Genomic DNA, 16645 nt, shown 5'->3' with positions numbered 1-16645 from the left:
GCAGCTTTGTCACTGCGTGCCAACTGTTGCCACATGACGTTCAGGCTGTCAGACGAACACCGGGCAATCCGCACGGCCGTCCGTGAATTCGGCGAGAACGAGATCGAACCCGTCGCCGCGGAACACGATCGCAACAAGAAGTATCCCGAGGAACTCCGGCGGAAGGCCGCGGAGTACGACTTCGTCGGCTCCAGTATCCCCCCGGAGTACGGTGGCGCAGGAATGGACGCGCTCGGGTCGATGATCGTGACCGAAGAGCTCTGGCGAGCTGACCCGGGGATCGGCTCCGCGGTGGGCAGCGCCTCCTTCGGCACGAACATGATCCTCCGGTTCGGCGACGAGTGGATGAAGGAGGAGTGGCTCCCGCAAATCGCAGCGGGCGAGACGGCTTCGGCCTCGGCGATCTCAGAGCCGGCCCACGGCTCCGACGTCGCGGGGATGGAGACGACAGCCGAGAAGGACGGCGACGAGTGGGTCATCGACGGGAACAAGATGTGGATCACGAACGGCACCGTCGCTGGCGTCGCGGTCGTGATGGCGAAGACGACGCCCGACGCGGGTCACAAGGGGATCACCGCGTTCCTCGTTCCGACCGACACCGAGGGATTCACCGCGGAGAAGATCGACAACAAGCTCGGCATCCGGGCGTCCGACCTCGCCGAACTGATCCTCGACGACGTCCGCGTCCCCGAGGAGAACGTCATCGGCGAGGTCGACGCCGGGTTTTATCAGCTGATGGAGTTCTTCGCGGTGGGCAGAACCGGCGTCGCGGCCCAGGCGGTCGGCTGCGCGCAGGGCGCCCTCGACGCCGCGATGGAGTACGCCAACGAGCGCGAGCAGTTCGGGCAGAAGATCAAGGAGTTCCAGGCGATCGAACACAAGCTCGCCGACATGGCGACGCAGGTCGAGGCCGCGCGATCGCTGACCTACCGCGCAGCCAGCGAGATCGAGAAGGGCAACCAGGACGTCGCAGCGAAGTACTCGAGCATGGCGAAACTGTTCGCGAGCGAGGTCGCGGTCAACGTGGCCGACGAGGGCGTCCAGGTCCACGGCGGCTCGGGATTCGTCACCGACTATCCGGCGGAACGCTACTACCGCGACGCCCGGATCACGAAGATTTACGAGGGTACCTCGGAGATCCAGAAGAACATCATCGCCGATCAGATTCTCTGAGCGGGTACAGAACGCCAGCGAGCAAGAGAGAACGCGCGCGATCGGGTTCGCCTTCGACTCAGTGGATACCGATGTAGGCGTCGCGAACGTACTCGTTGTCGCTGAACTCCGCAGCGGAGCCCGAAAGCTGGATCTCCCCGTTCTCGAGCAGGGAGAGCCGTTCGGCGTGCCGGAGCGCGAACGTCGAGTTCTGTTCGGCGAGCAGGATCGTGAGCCCCTCGTCCTGGAGTCGCTCCATGATCTCGCTGATGTCGTCGACGATCACGGGTGCGAGGCCGAGCGTCGGCTCGTCGAGCATCAGCAGCTCCGGATCGCCCATGAGCGCTCGGCCGATGGCGAGCATCTGCTGTTCGCCGCCACTCATCGTCTCGGCTTCCTGCTCGCGGCGCTCCTCGAGCCGGGGGAACAGGTCGTACACCATCTCGAGGTCGTCGCGAACGGCGTCTCTATCGTCGCGAGCCTGCGCGCCCATCAGGAGGTTCTCGTGGACCGAGAAGAAGGGGAAGAGATCCCGGTCCTCGGTGCAGTAGACGAGGCCCTCCTTCACGGCACCCCGTGCACCGACGCGGGCCATGTCGATGCCGTCGAAGCGAATCGATCCCCCGAAGGACTTGAATCCGGCAACGGCGTCCAGCAGCGTCGTCTTCCCGGCGCCGTTCGGGCCGATGACGCCGACGATCTCGCCGCGATCGACCGTTACCGACACGCCCGAGAGCGCCTGCGTCTTGCCGTAGAAGACGCTCACGTCGTCGATCGTAAGCAGCGGGTCGTCAGTCACTGCCGGATCCCTCCGTGTTCGCCGGCCAGATAGGCTTTCTGGACGGCCTCGTCGTCGACGATTTCCTCCGGTTCCCCTTCCGCGAGCTTCTGCCCACTAGAGAGCACCACGACCCTGTCCACGAGTTGCATCAGCCCGCGCATGTTGTGGTCGACGACGATCATGGTGATTCCCTCCTCGCGGAACTGCTCGATCTGCTCGGAGAGCTCGCGGATCTCCGCCTGGTTCATCCCGGCGAAGGGCTCGTCGAGCAGCAGCATGTCGGGATCGGTCGCGAGCGCCTTTGCGATCTCGAGGCGCCGCACGTCGGCGTGGGCGAGGGAGTCCGGGGTCTCCTCGATCTTGTCCCCGAGCCCAACGCGCTCCGCGTGGTCTACGATCCCCGGACCACCGTCACTCCGCCGAGCGAGGATCGCGTCGGGCAGCGCGCAGGCGAGGAAGCTGTTTGGCAGCGTGAACAGCTTGATGTTGGCGCCGACGGAGAGGAGGTCGATCGGGTTGGACTCCTGTGAGACGCGCGAGAGCCCGTGGTTGACGACCTGGTAGGTTTTGTCGTCCGTGACGTCGTGCCCATTGAACTGGATTCGACCCTCGGTCGGCGTGTACGTGCTCATGATGCAGTTGAACACCGTCGTCTTCCCGGAGCCGTTCGGGCCGATCAGGCCCACGATCTCGCCCTCCTCGACGGAGAAGGATAGATCGTCCACGGCGACGAGGCCGCCGAACCGCTTCGTCAGGCCGTCGATCTCGAGGAGCGTCACTCCGAATCACCCCGGACGGCGCCGAGCCCGTGCCAGACGACGCGGAACACGCCGTTGCGTGCGAAAACGAGCACGCCGAGTACGAAGAGCCAGAGCACGAGGGTTCGCGTCGAGGAGTCGTCGATGAAGTCCCGGAGGAACTCCTCCTCGAGGAAGAAGAAGAGGAAGGAGCCAAACAGCGGACCGATAATCGACCCCATCCCGCCGATCACCGCGAGCGCGATGATCTCGATGCTGTTGGAGATCTCGACGAAGCTCACCGGGTTGATCGCCCTGCCGTAGTAGACCAGCAGGGCGCCACCGATTCCCATCGGAATCGAGCTGAGGACGAACGACGAGATCTTGAACTTCGTCGGATCCAGCCCCGCCGAAGAGACGGCTCGCTCGTTCTCGCGGATCGTCAACAACACCATGCCGACGTTGGACCGGGCGACGTAGGTTAGCCCGACCGCGATGGCGAGCATCGGGATCGCCATGTAGTAGTAGCGGACCCAGGGCTCGTAGGTGAACGGGTCCACCTGGTGGATGCCCAGCTCGCCGTTGGTCCACTCGCTGAACGCGAAGATGAGGTTCGTAAAGAGGAGTACCCCGACCAGCGTGATCAACGAGAAGTACGGCCCGCGGAGCCGGAGCGACGGCACCGCGATCACCAGCCCGAGCACGAGGGAGGCCAGCACGGCGATCGGGATCGTCGTCAACGGCCCCATCGAGGGGTCGTAGTGCAGGATCAGCAGGCCGATCGTATAGCCGGCGGCACCGGAGAGGACGGAGTGTCCAAAGCTGATGTAGCCGGTGTAGCCGCTCTGGATGTCCCAGCTCATCGCGAAGATCGCCCAGATCGACGCCACCGCGAACGTGATGTTCAGGGTCTCACTGTACAACGGGCTCCAGAACGGGACCGTCGCGATCATCGCGAAGCCGAGCGTGATGACGGCGAACTGCAATCCAGTCATCGTCCCGAAGTGGCGCCCCAGCGACCGATTGTACAGGCCCGCGACCGGCTGGAGTGCCCGATCGAGCGGCGCGAGCACCGTGCAGATGGCGTCCCAGACCGGTCGCAGCCTCGTGCGGAGCTGTGCCATCACTGCGTCGGTCGCGCGGACGAACGCCGAGTCACTACTCATGGAACTCCCTCCCGAACAGTCCTTGCGGAAGCATGAACAGCACCGCGATGAGCAAGACGAGCGAGAGGATTCCCCGGAAGTTCTGCCCCAGGTACTCCCCCACGCCCGTCTGCAGAAAGCCGATCAGGTACGCGGCGACGATCGATCCCTTGATCGACCCGATCCCACCGATGACGACGATGATGAACGCGAGCGAGAGCGGCTGGAGCCACATTCCGGGCGTCGCGGAGGCGGAGGCACCGAGGAAGACGCCCCCGATCCCGGCGAGTGCACCCGCCACGAGCCAGGTCCGGGCTCGCACCGCGTGCACGTTGACGCCCGTGAGCCGCGCGCCACGTTCCGTCATCGACGTCGCGCGAATCGCACGCCCGCTGTCGGTCTTCGTCACGTAGAGCCACAGGAGTCCAATGGCAACCCAGGAGACGACGAACCCGACGACGTCGACGGTGAGGATTCCGTCGACGGGGCCGAAGCCGACGGTCGACGGCAGCAGATCGCTCGGAATCAGCGTGTACGTGTGGGTCGACGCACCGGCGTAGTGGATCACGACCTCCGTCGCTGCCAGGGCGACGACGATCGTCGCCAGGAAGGTGACGATCGGATTGTCCTCCACGAACTGGACGATGACGACGTACAGCAGGTACGATAGCACTGCCACCGTGACGACCGCGATCGGGAATGCGATCAGTGGGTGCAACGTCATCGACTCGAACACTGGGACCGAGATCGTGTCGCGGGCCAGCAGCAGGTACGCGTACGCGCCGGCCATCAGCAGGGCTCCGTGTGCCAGGTTCAACACGCCCCCGACGCCGAAGATCATCGTGAAGCCGATCGCGATCAGGGCGTAGAGTGCACTGATCAGTGCCGCGTTGACCAGCACCGTTGGAAGTCCGCTGAACATCAGCGGCTACCAGCGGGGAGCCATGTGTTCGGCAGTTGCGTGTTGTTCGGGATAGACGCACTCGAGCGCTCCCTGGGGTTGCCACTGCGTGATCGGGAAGTTCGAGATGGTCCCTTCGTCGTCCCGTGTCTCCTTGGCGTCGTGAGGGTACTCGGCGTCGGGGCCGTAGAGCTGGATCTGTCCCGCGACGCCCGTGTGGTCGGTCGCGAGCATCGCGTCGACGATGCTGTCGAGGTCGTTCCCGTAGTCCCAGGTGCCGCCACGCTCGACCGCCGCCTTGTAGACGTTGATCGCGTCGTAGGTGTTGAACCCCATGTACATCGGGTGGCCGACCGGCGGGTCGCTGTCCGCGAAGCGCTCCCGGTAGGACTCGACGAACGGAATCGTGTTCTCCGTGATGTCCGTCGTCCCCCCGCCCCCGGACTGGGAGGTCGTCTCGTAGGTCGCTGCCCCCTCGGTCAACTGGGCAAATGCAGGGTGCATCCCCGTGACGTGGATCCCCTCGATGCCAAACGTGAGCTCTCGCTGGGCCCGCTCGACCAGCAGCGGAGCCGCGTTGATATGCGCGAAGAAGCGGATCATCGCGTCGGCGTCGGACTCGACGACGTCGTTGATGACAGGGCTGAAGTCGTCGATGTTGATGTTGAGCGACTGCTCCATCACGAGATCGTACCCCTGCTCTTCCAGCGCGTCGGGCAGGACGTTCAGGTGTGGCTCGACCCACGCTGCGTCGTCGGCTACCACTGCGAACGAACTCCAGCCGTGGAGGTCGTTCAGGTGGTTGACGTAGTCCACCATCGCCTCCGCCTGGAACGTGGAGTTGATCGGCCCCGTGCGGAAGAAGTTCTTGTACCGATCGTAGTCCTGGCCGATGAAGTCCGTCACCGTGCTCGGTGCCGAGGAGCCCGTCACGATCAGCGGGACGCCCTCCTGGGCGACGTAATCCATGATCGCCTGGGTGACTTCGCTGACGAACGTGCCGACGATGACGTCGACGTCCTCCTCCGCGACGAGTCGCTCGGCCTCCGTCTGCGCGGTTCCGGGGTTCCCACCGGTGTCCGCGTGGACGACTTCGACTTCCTCGTCCATGATCCCGCCGTCATCAGAGATCTGATCGACGGCCATGGTCGCGGTCCGCCGAGAACCGATCCCCAGTGGGTTCTGTAACGGCGCCAGGTGGCCGATCCGAATCGGGCCTTCGAGGTTGTCGCCGCCGTCCCCGCTGCCCGGGATGCACCCGGCCAGCGTCGACGTCACTGCCGCGGCGCCAGCAGTCTGCAGGAAGTGTCGCCGCCTGACGTACCCCGTTCCCCCTGTGCTACCGTCCGCGTTCCGCTCGTCCGTTGGTCGTCTTCCCGTGGTCTGTTCGTCAGTGTGCTGATCCCCTGTGGTCTGTTCGTTGTGCCTTGTCATCATGTCTCACACTCGGGTGTCGACCATTTGTTCATGTTCTTTATAGATAAATATGTGGTATAATTTACTGCGTTTGGGGGAAACTATTATACCGTTCATCCTCGTGTAGTTGATAGGAGTTTCCGTCGATAGCAATCGATCGCATTGGTCTCCACGTGACGCTCGGGATGCTAATCGTGCACCTCGACTCTCTCGGGGTCGAGACCGTCGCTAGGCTGCTGCTCGATACGGTCGCGAGCCTCGCCGTCGCGATGACCCGGTCACCACGCTGGCGTTCCCGACTCGATTGGGCGGGCAAAGCCCCGAATGGCACGCAACCGACCGTCTCTGGAGTTACTGGAGGAGGGACAGGAACTCGGCGGCGAGCACGGTCTCGTCCCGCTGGTTCAGGACAGTTATCTCGTAGCGAACGATCCCCGTTGCGACTGGATGCTCACGCCGCTCCTTCTCGAGGACTTCACGCACGACGTGAAGCGTGTCGCCGATGAAGCAGGGTCGGACGAATCGGAGGCGGTCCACCCCGTAGAAGGCGACGACGTGTTCGCGAATGTCGTCGTCGCGGTGCTGCCATAGCAGCCCCGTCGCGACGGAGAACACCAGCGCACCGTGGACGATTCGCTCACCGTACTCGGTCGCAGCCATCGTTTCCGCGTCCAGATGGAGGTGGTTGAAGTCGCCGCTCACGCCGGCGAAGTTCGCGACGTCGGCTTCGGTGATGGTCCGTCCGGCGGTCGTTGCGGTGTCGCCGACCTCGACGGCGTCGTATCCACCGCTCATTTTCTCGTCCTCCGTCGAGTCGGCCCCGTCGGTTGCACAGGCGCTCGTCGGCGATCGCTTGGAGTCACGGTTCGGTGGACGGCCTTGCGTGCAATAACTCCACGCCCAGTGGTACCCAGTAACACTCGATGCGTCCGGACCGTTGGATCGAGCGGTGCTCGATCCCACTGCACGCCGGGTTTTATGCTGGGGCCGACTCCAGTGTGTGGTAGATCTCCGCATGGCCGAAGACGCATCCGAGCGGTTCGGAATCGAAGGGCAGCGTGCGATCGTGACTGGCGCGTCGAGCGGCATCGGGCGAGCGATCGCCGAACAGTTCGCCGCAGCCGGCGCCGACGTGGTGGTCTGCTCTCGCGAGCAGGAGAACGTGGATCCGGTCGCGGAGGGAATTGCCGAGAGCGACCGGCCGGGTGAGGCCCTCGCCGTCGAGTGTGACGTAACCGACCGCGACGCTGTCGAGGCGCTCGTCGACGCGACGGTCGAGCAATTCGGCGGCATCGACTGCCTCGTGAACAACGCAGGGGCGAGCTTCATGGCCGCATTCGACGACATCTCTCCGAACGGCTGGCAGACGATCGTCGACATCAATCTCACGGGCACCTACCACTGCACCCAGGCCGCTGGCGAGGCGCTGGCCGAGGGCGGCGGAACGGTCATCAACCTCGCCAGCATCGCCGGGCAGGATGGCTCCCCACACATGAGCCACTATGGCGCCGCCAAGGCCGGCGTGATCAACCTCACCTCCTCACTCGCAGCGGAGTGGGCCGATCGAGACGTGCGCGTGAACTGCATCGCGCCCGGGCTCGTCGCGACGCCAGGCGTGGCCTCGCAGATGGGAATTACCGCGGAGGAGGTCGACCGATCGGAGGTCGATCGATCGATCGGACGCAGCGAGGAGGTCGCGGACCTCGCGCAGTTCCTCGCGAGTCCGGCCTCCTCGTACATGGTCGGCGAGACGGTCGGGATCGCTGGCGTGCCCCGGATCTCCGAAGGCGTGATCTGAACACGGGGAGCGGTCTGAGAAGGGTGGCGTCCCCAAAGATGGCTCACGCACGCACTCCAGGGGCCCCTCGACGTCGAGCGACGTCAGTCCTCGAACCCCAGCAATGCAGGGAGTTCGCGGAGCTCCTCAATCCGGTGATCGACCGCCGGCCCGTCATCGGCGCCGTAGGCCACGGCTGTCATCCCTACCTCGGCGCTGCCCGCCACGTCGTGGTCGTACCGGTCCCCGATCATCGCGGCCCTGGAAGGCTCGACGCCGGCCGTCTCCAGCGCTGTTTCGAACATCGCGGGATCTGGCTTGGTCCGGCCGACTGCTTCGGAGGTCGTCACGGAGTCGAACGTCTCCAGCACGCCGAACGTCTCGAGCAGCCGCCTCCCTTCGGCCTCGTCCACGTCGCTGATCACGCCCAGGTGAACGGGCGCGGCGGCGAGCCGTTCGATCGCCTCGACGGCCCCCGGGTTCGGCCGAGCGTGTTCCTCGAGCACGGCGCGAAACGACGGCCGCCACTCCGCGTCTTCGACTGACTCGTCGAGGATCTCGTCGATGGCGAGTCGATAGGCCTTCCGCGCCGGCCGGAACTCCGTCCCGTCGCGCTCCCGGAAGTACTCCCCGACCGTCGTCCGCCACACCTCCAGCGCGGACTCCGCGGTGTGGCTCGTGGAATACTCGGTCACGAGCTCCTCGACGAACGCCCGGTGGGCAGTCCGCACGGAATCGGCCGCCAGGATGACGCCACCGATGTCCCAGAAGACAGCCTCGACGTCGGGGCTCCCGGACGCGGTGTGACGTTCGTCGGACACGACGCAGCATTCGTCGGTCGAGGTGGTGAATCTATCGACGTGGTGGTGAGTCTATCGACGGGTGGGCCCTCCCGACGCGGAGGCGACGCGATCGGCGACGAAGTCGTCGTACACCCAGCACTGGGGGCGACCCCGAACTATCACGGTCGATCGGGAGCGAACGCTTTTGGTGGGGCGCGTGGGTCGTTGACACACGATGTTCACGTTCGACGACTCCGACGCTGCTGCGGAGCTGGCGGATCGGGCCCGGCGGCTGATGGAGGAGGTCGTCCTCCCGAAAGAGCGAGAACTGCCCGGTGGGATGGGCGTCTCGGACTCGACGGTACGGGAACTCAGGGAGGCCGCCCGAGAGTACGGCGTCTACGCGCCGCAGATCGCCGAGGAGCACGGGGGCATGGGCTACGAGTTCCGGGACGTGCTTCCGACCTTCGAGCAGGCAGGTCGAAGCATCCTCGGCCCGCTCGCGATGCGGGTAGACGCCCCGGACGAGGGGAACATGCACCTCCTCGAGATGCAGGGCACAGAGATCCAGAAGGAGCAGTATCTCGAACCGCTCGTCGCCGGCGACATCGCGTCGGGCTTCTCGATGACCGAGCCGCTCCAGGGCGCCGGATCAGACCCGAAGATGATCCAGACCACCGCCGAGAAAGACGGCGACGAGTGGATCATCGACGGCCACAAGTGGTGGACGACGCAGGGCATCGAGGCCGACGTCCTGCTCGTACTCGCTCGGACGAATCCCGACGTCCACCCCTACGAGGGGTGCTCGGTGTTCGTCGTGCCGGCCGAGGCAAACGGCGTCGAGGTCGTCCGCGACATCCCGCACCTCGGCGGGCACTCGCTGGGTACCGGGCACGCGGAGATCAAGTTCGACCACGTCCGCGTCCCCGAGGAGCACCTGCTCGGCGAGGAGGGCGAGGGGTTCACCCACGTCCAGGAGCGCCTCGGTCCCGCTCGACTGACTCACTGTATGCGCTTTTCAGGCATGGCGGAGCGCGCGCTCTCGATCGCCAGGGCGTACAGCGCCGAACGAGAGGCGTTCGGGACGACGCTCGCCGAGAAGCAACACGCCCGGTTCGAGATCGCCGAGCGCGAGACGCAAGTCCAGGCGGCGCGGGCGATGGTCCGCGCGGCCGCAGACGCGATCACCGCTGGTCAGCAGGCCAGGACGGAGGTCTCGGCGAGCAAGGTATTCGCCGCACGAGCGACGGGCGCCGCGATCGACACCGCCGTGCAGTACTGCGGCGCCAACGGTATCGGGCGGGATCTCCCACTGGCGGACTTCTACGAGAGCGTCCGAACGTTCCGCATCGTCGACGGCGCGGACGAGGTCCACCTGCGGACGATCGCGCGGGAGCTGTTCGAGGACGTGGACGAAGCCGAGCTCGAACCGGTCTTGCGCTACGGCGAGTGACCGGTCACGCGCGCAGCCACCGACGGTGGCAACCCGCAGCGGCGCTCACTCGCCGGTGAACTCCGGCTCGCGGTCCTCCGCGAACGCGGCCGCGCCTTCCTTCGCATCGTCGGTGGTCAGCAGGAGGGCGAATGCCTGACTCTCCATGTCCAGCGCCGCGTCGAGGTCCTGGTCGCGGCCCTCGTTCATCACGCGCTTTGCCTTCCGAAGCGCGATCGGCGGGCCGGTCACGAGATCGTGGACGAACGCAGCGACGACGTCGTCGTAGTCCGCCGGATCGACGGCGCGGTTGATCAATCCCCAGTTCTCGGCGCGCTCGGCGGCAATGTGCTCGCCACGGAACACCAGTTCCTTGGCCCGCGCGTCGCCGATCATTCGCATCGTGCGCTGGGTACCCCCGCCGCCCGGCAGCAACCCGAGATTGATCTCCGGAAAGCCGAACTCCGAGTCCGTCGTCGCGATCCGGAGGTCGCATGCCAGGGCCATCTCCAGTCCCGCGCCGAGGCAGTACCCGTCGATCTTGGCGAGCGTGGGCCGCGGGAATTCGGCGATCGTACCGTAGACGGGCGTCGGCTCCGATTGCTTCGCCGGCTCGATCGAGGCGAAGCCGGTGATGTCCGCGCCCGCACAGAACGCTCGATCACCTGCGCCCTCGAAGGTCACCGCTCGTACGGCATCTTCGTCGATCGAGTCGAGGAGGTCGACGACGGCGTCCGCGAGGTCTCCGTTCATCGCGTTGAGGCGCTCGGGGCGGTCGAACTCGATTTCGAGCAGGCCGTCGTCCTCGAGCGCCCAGTTGATCGTGCTGTACTCGCCGGGGCCGTCGCCAGCGTCGTACTCGTAGAATCCTCGACCGGCCTCCTCGCCGGTATGGCCCGCTTCGACCAGGTCCACGAGGTAGCCGTCCGGCTCGTACCGCTCGTCGCCGTACGTCTCGTGGAGTTCTTGGAGCTTCTCGAGCACGTCGTCCAGACCGAGCGCGTCGCCACGTCGGCAGATTCCTTCCGGGAAGCCAGCGCCGAGGCGCATCCCGGTGTCGACTGCTTCGGGCGTCGCGACGTCGTTTCCGACGAGTTTGGCCCCCTCGTTGACCATCATCGCTTCGACCCTGAACCAGTCGAAGTCGCCCGCGTCGTCGGGCCCGTAGTCGGCCCCGTCGCCGTCCTCGTAGTCGTAGTATCCCGCGCCGGACTTGCGGCCGAGGTTTCCAGCGTCGACGCGCTCCTGCATGATCGGCGGGATCGGGATGTCCGCCTCCTTCCGGACGTGGTACCCGATGTCGATCCCGTTCATGTCGGCCAGTTCGAAGGGGCCCATCGGGTAGCCGCGCTCGTGGACCATCGTGGCGTCGGCGCCGCGGATCGTCGCCTCGTCGCGGGAGACCATCCAGGCGGGCTCGCTCGCGAACGGCCCGAGCACCGAGTTCACGACGAACCCGTGGACGTCCTTCCTGACGCGAATCGGCGTCTTGCCGATCGACTCGACGAACTCGTAGCCGGCGTCGGCGGTCGCGTCGCTGGTCCCCTCGCCGTAGATGACCTCGACGAGATCCATCTTCACTGGCGGGTTGAAAAAGTGCAGCCCGAGCACCTGGTCGGGTCGCTCCGTTCCCTCGGCAATCGTCGTGATCGAGAGCGACGACGTGTTCGAGGCCAGGATCGCGTCCTCGGGCGCTGCTTCGTCGAGTTCCTCGAAGATGTCGTGCTTGATCGAGAGTTGCTCGGGGGCGGCTTCGATCACCAGATCCGCGCCGTCCGCGGCCGCCGCGAGGTCGGTCGTCGTATCGATGCGCTCGAGGACCGCATCCGGCGACTGGTCGACGATCCCCTTCTCGGCGAGTTTGTTCAGTGACCACTCGATGTCCTCGTAACCGTCCCGGACGAGGTCCTCCTCGACGTCTCGCATCACCACCTCGTAGCCGGCGAGGGCCACGACCTCCGCGATGCCGTGGCCCATATTTCCGGCGCCGATGACGCCCACTCGCTCGATCGAATCACTGTCGACGACCATGTGCGATCCTCAATTTCCACCATTATCAAACGTTAAGATTGCTGCGGGGCCTTGCCGCGGTCAGTGAGCGCCAGTGTGGGATAGGACGTTCACGCGTCGGGATCGCGGCGCACGAAGACGTTGGACTTCCAGGAGAGGACGAGCGTCCCGTCGTCAGTGCTGGTCTCGACCCTCGATTTGACGAGTCCTCGCTCCGGGTCGCTCTCGAGTGGCCGTTTCTCGGTGACCTCGACCCGGACACTCAGCACGTCTCCGGGTCGGACGGGCTGGTGCCACCGCAGTTCGTCGACGCCGGGAGAGCCCAGGTTGTCGCCGTCGCGGAACTGGTTCTCGACGAGCATTCGCATCGTCGCCGAACAGGTGTGCCAGCCCGATGCGATCAGGCCGCCGTACGGGTACTCCTTCGCGGCTGCTGGATCGACGTGGAACGGCTGTGGGTCGTACTGCTCGGCGAAGGAGACGATCTCGTCCTCGGTCATCTCGTAGCTCCCGAACTCGTTCACGTCGCCGACTTCGACGTCTTCGAACTTCATCGGCCCCGCCTCCGGAGCTGGGCACTCCTGCTCGGTGGCTCGGAGTCCCGGTGAACGGTCATAGCGGCTCTTCCCCCTCGATGATGCGAATCGCGCGCTCGGCGAGAGCGGGCACGCGCTCCTCCATCTTCGGGTACATCGGGTTGTCCGCGTTCCCCTCGAGGTAGCGCCGGTAGAACATCTCGCCGAGGCCCGCGAGCTTGTAGACCGCGAGCGTCCGGTAGAATCGGTCGTGCTCCTCGGCGTACTCCAGGCCCGTCTGCTCCTCCCAGCGCTCGACCAGCGCCCGCCGCGTCGGGTAGTCGGGGTGCTCCATGAAGTCGGCTACAAGCTCCTCGACGACGGGATCGGGATCCTTCGCGTCACGCCAGTAGGACAGCATCCACCCCACGTCGGAGCGGGGATCGCCCCGCGTCGCCATCTCCCAGTCGAAGACGGCAACCAGCTCGACCGGTCGCTGTGGGCCGAACATCACGTTGTCGAGCTTGTAGTCGCCGTGGACGAGCGTGTGGGGATGCTCCTCCGGGCAGTGCTCTGCGAGCCAGTCCCCGACGCGCTCCAGTTCCGGAACTTCACGCTCGTCGGCAGTGACCTCGAACGCCCAGGCGAGCTGCGTGCCCCAGCGTGCCACCTGGCGCTCGGTGTACCCCTCGGGGTGACCGAAGTCGTCGAGTCCTACGGCGTCGGTGTCCACGCCGTGGATTGCCGCGAGCGTGTCGACGAGCTCCGACCCCGTTTGCTCCCGGGCCTCGGCGTTCGCGAACGCCGGTGGCTCGCCCGCTCGGAGGACGGTCCCCTCCACCCGCTCCATCACGTAAAAATCGCTACCGAGCACCGAGTGATCGTCGGTCGACGTGACCGTCGATGGAACGGGGACGGCGGTGTCCTGCAGCGCGTCGATGAACGCGTACTCGCGCAGGACGTCGTGGGCCGTCTCCGCCGTCGCACCGGGCGGCGGACGTCGAACGACCAGTTCGTCGTCTCCCCACTGAACGAACAGCGTCTCGTTCGAGTGACCCTGCTCGTGGCGCTCGACCTCGTAGTGGTCGACGGGGCCGAGTTCGGCTTCGAGGAAGGCCTCGAGCGCGTCGAGGTCGACGAGGCGCTCGAAGTACTCCTGGCTCCGGTCTGGCATGGCAACCGATTCGCGGGCGCCGTAGGAAAGTGTGCGGGTCGGTACCGCGAGGCTTGCAGCTGGGCGCTCCTCAGCGTCCTTCGAATTCGGGATCGCGATCCTCGATGAACGCCTCGACGCCCTCCCGGTGATCCTCGCTATCGAAGACGAGTCCCTGTGCGGTGGCTTCGTCCTGCAGCGCCCTCGACAGCGGCTTGTCGAGGCCGTCCTGGAGAAGTCGCTTCGCGTGCCCGAGCGCCACCGTCGGGCCGTTCGCGATCCGCTGGACCATCGTTGTGACTTCTTCGCTGAACGCGTCCTAGGCGTAGACGTGGTTGAACAGGCCGAGCTCCTCGGCCCGGTCAGCGTCGCAGATCTCGCCCGTGAAGACGAGCTCCTTCGCGACGTTGACGCCGACGATTCGTGGCAGCAGGTACGAGGTGCCGCCGTCGATGCTGAGGCCGACCTGGTTGAACGAGAAGCCGATCCTGGCCGTTTCGCTGGCGAGGAGCACGTCGCAAGCGATCGCGAGGTTTGCGCCGGCGCCGATCGCCGGCCCGTCGACTTTGGCGACGGTCGGATAGGAGCAGTTGACCAGCGAGCGCATCGTGTCGCTCAACCCGCGTTCGAGCGCTGCCCTGGACTCGTCGAGCGTGACGTCGGCCTCCAGCCGGTCCTTCATGCCCTGGATGTCGCCGCCAGCCGAGAACGCCCGTCCCTTCCCCTCGAGGACCACGCAACGCACGTCGTCGCGCTCCTCCAGATCGTCGAGCCGGTCGCCGAGTCCCGTGGCGATCGGTCCCGTGAGGGGGTTCATTCGATCGGGTCGGTTCAGGGTTAGCGTCGCGATCTCGTCGTCGACCTCGAGCAACACCGTGTCGCTCATCGGCAAGCCTCCGTGGTGTGTGACATACTGGCACATCACCTGGGGAGCGAATAAAGGTTCGCCAGCTTCGGTTCGTCGAGCTTCGCCGTCGCCGAATCGGCACCTGTTCGGCCGGACACGAACCACACGCTAACGGCGCGACAATGCGCGAGGACGTACCGACGATGCCGGTAGCATCGTGCTACGACGGATTCGACCGGTGCACGGAGGAATAGTTTAATCATCTTTGGGTATAGTTATCAACCCGTATGCCAGGTGGTGCCAACCTCAACCTACGGTCGTTCCTGTGGCGCGGCGAGCGAGTCTATCCGGAGCAAGAGATAGTCTCGCGCACGCACCAGGGGATGCATCGATACACGTTCGCGGAGTACGCCGAGCGCTGTCGGAAACTCGCGTCGGCGCTGGAGCAGGCGGGCGTCGAGCGCGGCGATCGCGTCGCGACGTTCGCGTGGAACAATCACTGGCACCAGGAGTGCTACTACGGCGTCTCCTGCATGGGTGCCCAGGTCCACATGATCAACCTGCTGTTGCCCGACGCGCACATCCAGCACATCGTCGACGACGCCCAGGATCGAATTCTGGTCGTGGACCCCGTGATGCTGGAGCGCCTCGAGGAAGCCTACGACGAGGACGCCTTCGCGTCGGTCGAGCAGTACGTCGTGATGGGCGATCAGGTCCCCGAGACGTCACTCGAACCGGTCGTGGACTACGAGTCGTTCATCGCAGACGGCGATCCCAACTACGAGTTCCCTGAGCTTCCCGAAGACCAGCCAGCCGGGATGTGCTACACCTCGGGGACGACGGGCAAGCCCAAGGGCGTCGAGTACACCCAGAAGATGTACTGGACGCAGGTGATGGCGATCATGACCGGCGAGGTCGGGATCCGCTCCGACGACGTCGAGTTGACCTACGTGCCGATGTTCCACGTCAGCGGGTGGTCACGACCCTTCGCGACGATCGCCGCGGGCGCGAAGACGGTCCTGCCGGGGCCGGCACCCGAACCGGAGGACCTCGCCCAGATGATCGAGGCGGAGGACGTGACGCTCTCGGCGGCCGTTCCGACCGTGTTCATGGACCTCCTCGAGTACGCCCGGGACACCGACGTCGACTTTTCGACGATTCGGTACTTCCTGAGCGGCGGCTCCGCGACGCCGAAATCGCTCATTCGGGACTGGCGCGAAACCCACGACGTGGACCTCGTCTCGGGCTACGGCATGACCGAGACGACCCCGGTCACCCACGCCTACGCGCCGAAGCCGGGCACCGATCCATCTGGGGAGGAACTCGACGAACTCCGATCGCTGTCCGCCGGGATCGCCCTCCCCGGCGTCGAGTTCAAAGTGATCGACGAGGACGGCGAGGAGGTCCCCTGGGACGGCGAGAGCCTCGGCGAACTCTGGATGCGCGGCCCCTGGGTCAGCACCGAGTACTTCAACGCGCCGGAGGCGACCGCCGAATCCGTCACGGAGGACGGCTACCTGAAGACCGGCGACATCGTCCGCGTTACCGAGGAGGGATACGTCGACGTGGTGGACCGGCTGGACGACCTCGTCAAGAGCGGTGGCGAGTGGATCGCCAGCGTCGAGGTCGAGAACCGCATCATGGGCCTCGACGACGTGGTAGAGGCTGCTGTCGTTCCGGTGCCACACGAACGGTGGGACGAGCGGCCCGCCGCGTTCGTGGTCTCTCGTGAAGGCGCCGACGAAGCTGCACTCCGCGAGGACGTTCGCGCGATCGTCGCGGAGGAGTACCCCCGCTGGTGGGCGCCGGACGCCGTCCGGTTCATCGACGAGATTCCGAAGGGCTCGACCGGGAAGTTCTCGAAACGGACCCTCCGGGACGAGTACGTGGACGAGGAACTTGCCGAACAGGTCGCCGCGAACGCTCCGTCGTCGTCCTGAGTGGGTCGCGCGCCGAGAGTCGTCCCGCTCGGGCTGTTTCGACGTCCTTCGCGGCAA

14 protein-coding genes and 1 pseudogene are annotated in these 16645 nt (G+C 65.7%); 4 read left to right on the top strand and 11 right to left on the bottom strand.

Annotated elements, in window-relative coordinates:
• Positions 1-33 precede the first annotated feature (33 nt).
• Positions 34-1173 (top strand): acyl-CoA dehydrogenase family protein, encoded by a 1140-nt coding sequence (locus L593_RS01085; protein WP_020445065.1) that lies wholly within the window; start codon positions 34-36, stop codon positions 1171-1173.
• Positions 1174-1231: 58 nt separating this feature from the next.
• Here the strand turns inward: L593_RS01085 and L593_RS01080 are convergent, their stop codons facing one another.
• The 6 genes from L593_RS01080 to L593_RS01055 all read right to left on the bottom strand — a co-directional run bounded on the left by L593_RS01080 (position 1232) and on the right by L593_RS01055 (position 6927).
• Positions 1232-1951: an ABC transporter ATP-binding protein gene (locus L593_RS01080; RefSeq protein WP_020445064.1), complete on the bottom strand. Its 720-nt coding sequence runs from the start codon at positions 1949-1951 to the stop codon at positions 1232-1234.
• Complete coding sequence (locus L593_RS01075) at positions 1948-2712, bottom strand: ABC transporter ATP-binding protein (RefSeq protein WP_020445063.1); 765 nt, start codon at positions 2710-2712, stop codon at positions 1948-1950. Before L593_RS01075 ends, L593_RS01080 begins: the two co-directional genes overlap by 4 nt.
• On the bottom strand, positions 2709-3836 hold the full coding sequence (locus tag L593_RS01070) for a branched-chain amino acid ABC transporter permease (RefSeq protein WP_020445062.1): 1128 nt from the start codon (positions 3834-3836) through the stop codon (positions 2709-2711). Before L593_RS01070 ends, L593_RS01075 begins: the two co-directional genes overlap by 4 nt.
• The gene (locus L593_RS01065) at positions 3829-4737 is read right to left on the bottom strand and encodes a branched-chain amino acid ABC transporter permease (protein ID WP_020445061.1); all 909 of its coding nucleotides are present in this window, start codon (positions 4735-4737) and stop codon (positions 3829-3831) included. The genes L593_RS01070 and L593_RS01065 overlap by 8 nt, the downstream gene beginning before the upstream one ends.
• 6 nt (positions 4738-4743) lie before the next feature.
• Entirely contained in the window at positions 4744-6153 is a 1410-nt protein-coding gene (locus L593_RS01060) for an ABC transporter substrate-binding protein (protein ID WP_236608591.1), read from the bottom strand.
• Positions 6154-6483: 330 nt separating this feature from the next.
• Positions 6484-6927 carry a MaoC/PaaZ C-terminal domain-containing protein gene (locus L593_RS01055; RefSeq protein WP_020445059.1) on the bottom strand — a complete coding sequence of 148 codons (444 nt, stop codon included), beginning with the start codon at positions 6925-6927 and terminating at the stop codon, positions 6484-6486.
• Positions 6928-7147: 220 nt separating this feature from the next.
• Between L593_RS01055 and L593_RS01050 the strand changes: the two genes are divergently transcribed.
• Positions 7148-7930, top strand: a complete 783-nt coding sequence (locus L593_RS01050) for an SDR family NAD(P)-dependent oxidoreductase (RefSeq protein WP_020445058.1) — start codon at positions 7148-7150, stop codon at positions 7928-7930.
• An 83-nt stretch (positions 7931-8013) separates the two neighbouring features.
• On the opposite strand, the gene L593_RS01045 is transcribed toward L593_RS01050, so the two are convergent.
• Positions 8014-8730 (bottom strand): HAD family hydrolase, encoded by a 717-nt coding sequence (locus L593_RS01045; RefSeq protein WP_020445057.1) that lies wholly within the window; start codon positions 8728-8730, stop codon positions 8014-8016.
• Positions 8731-8926: 196 nt separating this feature from the next.
• On the opposite strand from L593_RS01045, the gene L593_RS01040 reads away from it, so the two are divergent.
• Complete coding sequence (locus tag L593_RS01040) at positions 8927-10144, top strand: acyl-CoA dehydrogenase family protein (protein WP_020445056.1); 1218 nt, start codon at positions 8927-8929, stop codon at positions 10142-10144.
• A gap of 45 nt (positions 10145-10189) precedes the next feature.
• On the opposite strand, the gene L593_RS01035 is transcribed toward L593_RS01040, so the two are convergent.
• From L593_RS01035 to L593_RS01020, 4 genes and pseudogenes are all read right to left on the bottom strand, one after another.
• Positions 10190-12154 (bottom strand): 3-hydroxyacyl-CoA dehydrogenase/enoyl-CoA hydratase family protein, encoded by a 1965-nt coding sequence (locus tag L593_RS01035; RefSeq protein ID WP_020445055.1) that lies wholly within the window; start codon positions 12152-12154, stop codon positions 10190-10192.
• An 89-nt stretch (positions 12155-12243) separates the two neighbouring features.
• Complete coding sequence (locus L593_RS01030; RefSeq protein ID WP_020445054.1) at positions 12244-12687, bottom strand: MaoC family dehydratase; 444 nt, start codon at positions 12685-12687, stop codon at positions 12244-12246.
• A gap of 58 nt (positions 12688-12745) precedes the next feature.
• Complete coding sequence (locus L593_RS01025; protein WP_020445053.1) at positions 12746-13822, bottom strand: phosphotransferase family protein; 1077 nt, start codon at positions 13820-13822, stop codon at positions 12746-12748.
• Positions 13823-13892: 70 nt separating this feature from the next.
• Positions 13893-14687, bottom strand: a pseudogene (locus L593_RS01020) (enoyl-CoA hydratase/isomerase family protein).
• Between the two features lie 248 nt (positions 14688-14935).
• Here L593_RS01020 and L593_RS01015 point away from each other — a divergent pair.
• Positions 14936-16588 carry a long-chain-fatty-acid--CoA ligase gene (locus L593_RS01015; RefSeq protein ID WP_049893743.1) on the top strand — a complete coding sequence of 551 codons (1653 nt, stop codon included), beginning with the start codon at positions 14936-14938 and terminating at the stop codon, positions 16586-16588.
• Positions 16589-16645 lie beyond the last annotated feature (57 nt).

The organism is Salinarchaeum sp. Harcht-Bsk1 (assembly GCF_000403645.1).
In the GTDB taxonomy this organism is placed as follows: Archaea; Halobacteriota; Halobacteria; order Halobacteriales; family Salinarchaeaceae; genus Salinarchaeum.
The sequence above is the reverse complement of the archived record's forward strand: the minus strand, read 5'-3'. Positions and strand labels throughout refer to the sequence as shown.

What these genes read in the sequence shown, in the direction of transcription:
- L593_RS01085 (WP_020445065.1), top strand. Translation starts at nt 34, where the DNA reads ATGACGTTCAGGCTGTCAGACGAACACCGGGCAATCCGCACGGCCGTC.
- L593_RS01070 (WP_020445062.1), bottom strand. Translation starts at nt 3,836, where the DNA reads ATGAGTAGTGACTCGGCGTTCGTCCGCGCGACCGACGCAGTGATGGCA.
- L593_RS01065 (WP_020445061.1), bottom strand. Translation starts at nt 4,737, where the DNA reads ATGTTCAGCGGACTTCCAACGGTGCTGGTCAACGCGGCACTGATCAGT.
- L593_RS01060 (WP_236608591.1), bottom strand. Translation starts at nt 6,153, where the DNA reads ATGATGACAAGGCACAACGAACAGACCACAGGGGATCAGCACACTGAC.
- L593_RS01055 (WP_020445059.1), bottom strand. Translation starts at nt 6,927, where the DNA reads ATGAGCGGTGGATACGACGCCGTCGAGGTCGGCGACACCGCAACGACC.
- L593_RS01050 (WP_020445058.1), top strand. Translation starts at nt 7,148, where the DNA reads ATGGCCGAAGACGCATCCGAGCGGTTCGGAATCGAAGGGCAGCGTGCG.
- L593_RS01040 (WP_020445056.1), top strand. Translation starts at nt 8,927, where the DNA reads ATGTTCACGTTCGACGACTCCGACGCTGCTGCGGAGCTGGCGGATCGG.
- L593_RS01035 (WP_020445055.1), bottom strand. Translation starts at nt 12,154, where the DNA reads ATGGTCGTCGACAGTGATTCGATCGAGCGAGTGGGCGTCATCGGCGCC.
- L593_RS01030 (WP_020445054.1), bottom strand. Translation starts at nt 12,687, where the DNA reads ATGAAGTTCGAAGACGTCGAAGTCGGCGACGTGAACGAGTTCGGGAGC.
- L593_RS01025 (WP_020445053.1), bottom strand. Translation starts at nt 13,822, where the DNA reads ATGCCAGACCGGAGCCAGGAGTACTTCGAGCGCCTCGTCGACCTCGAC.
- L593_RS01015 (WP_049893743.1), top strand. Translation starts at nt 14,936, where the DNA reads ATGCCAGGTGGTGCCAACCTCAACCTACGGTCGTTCCTGTGGCGCGGC.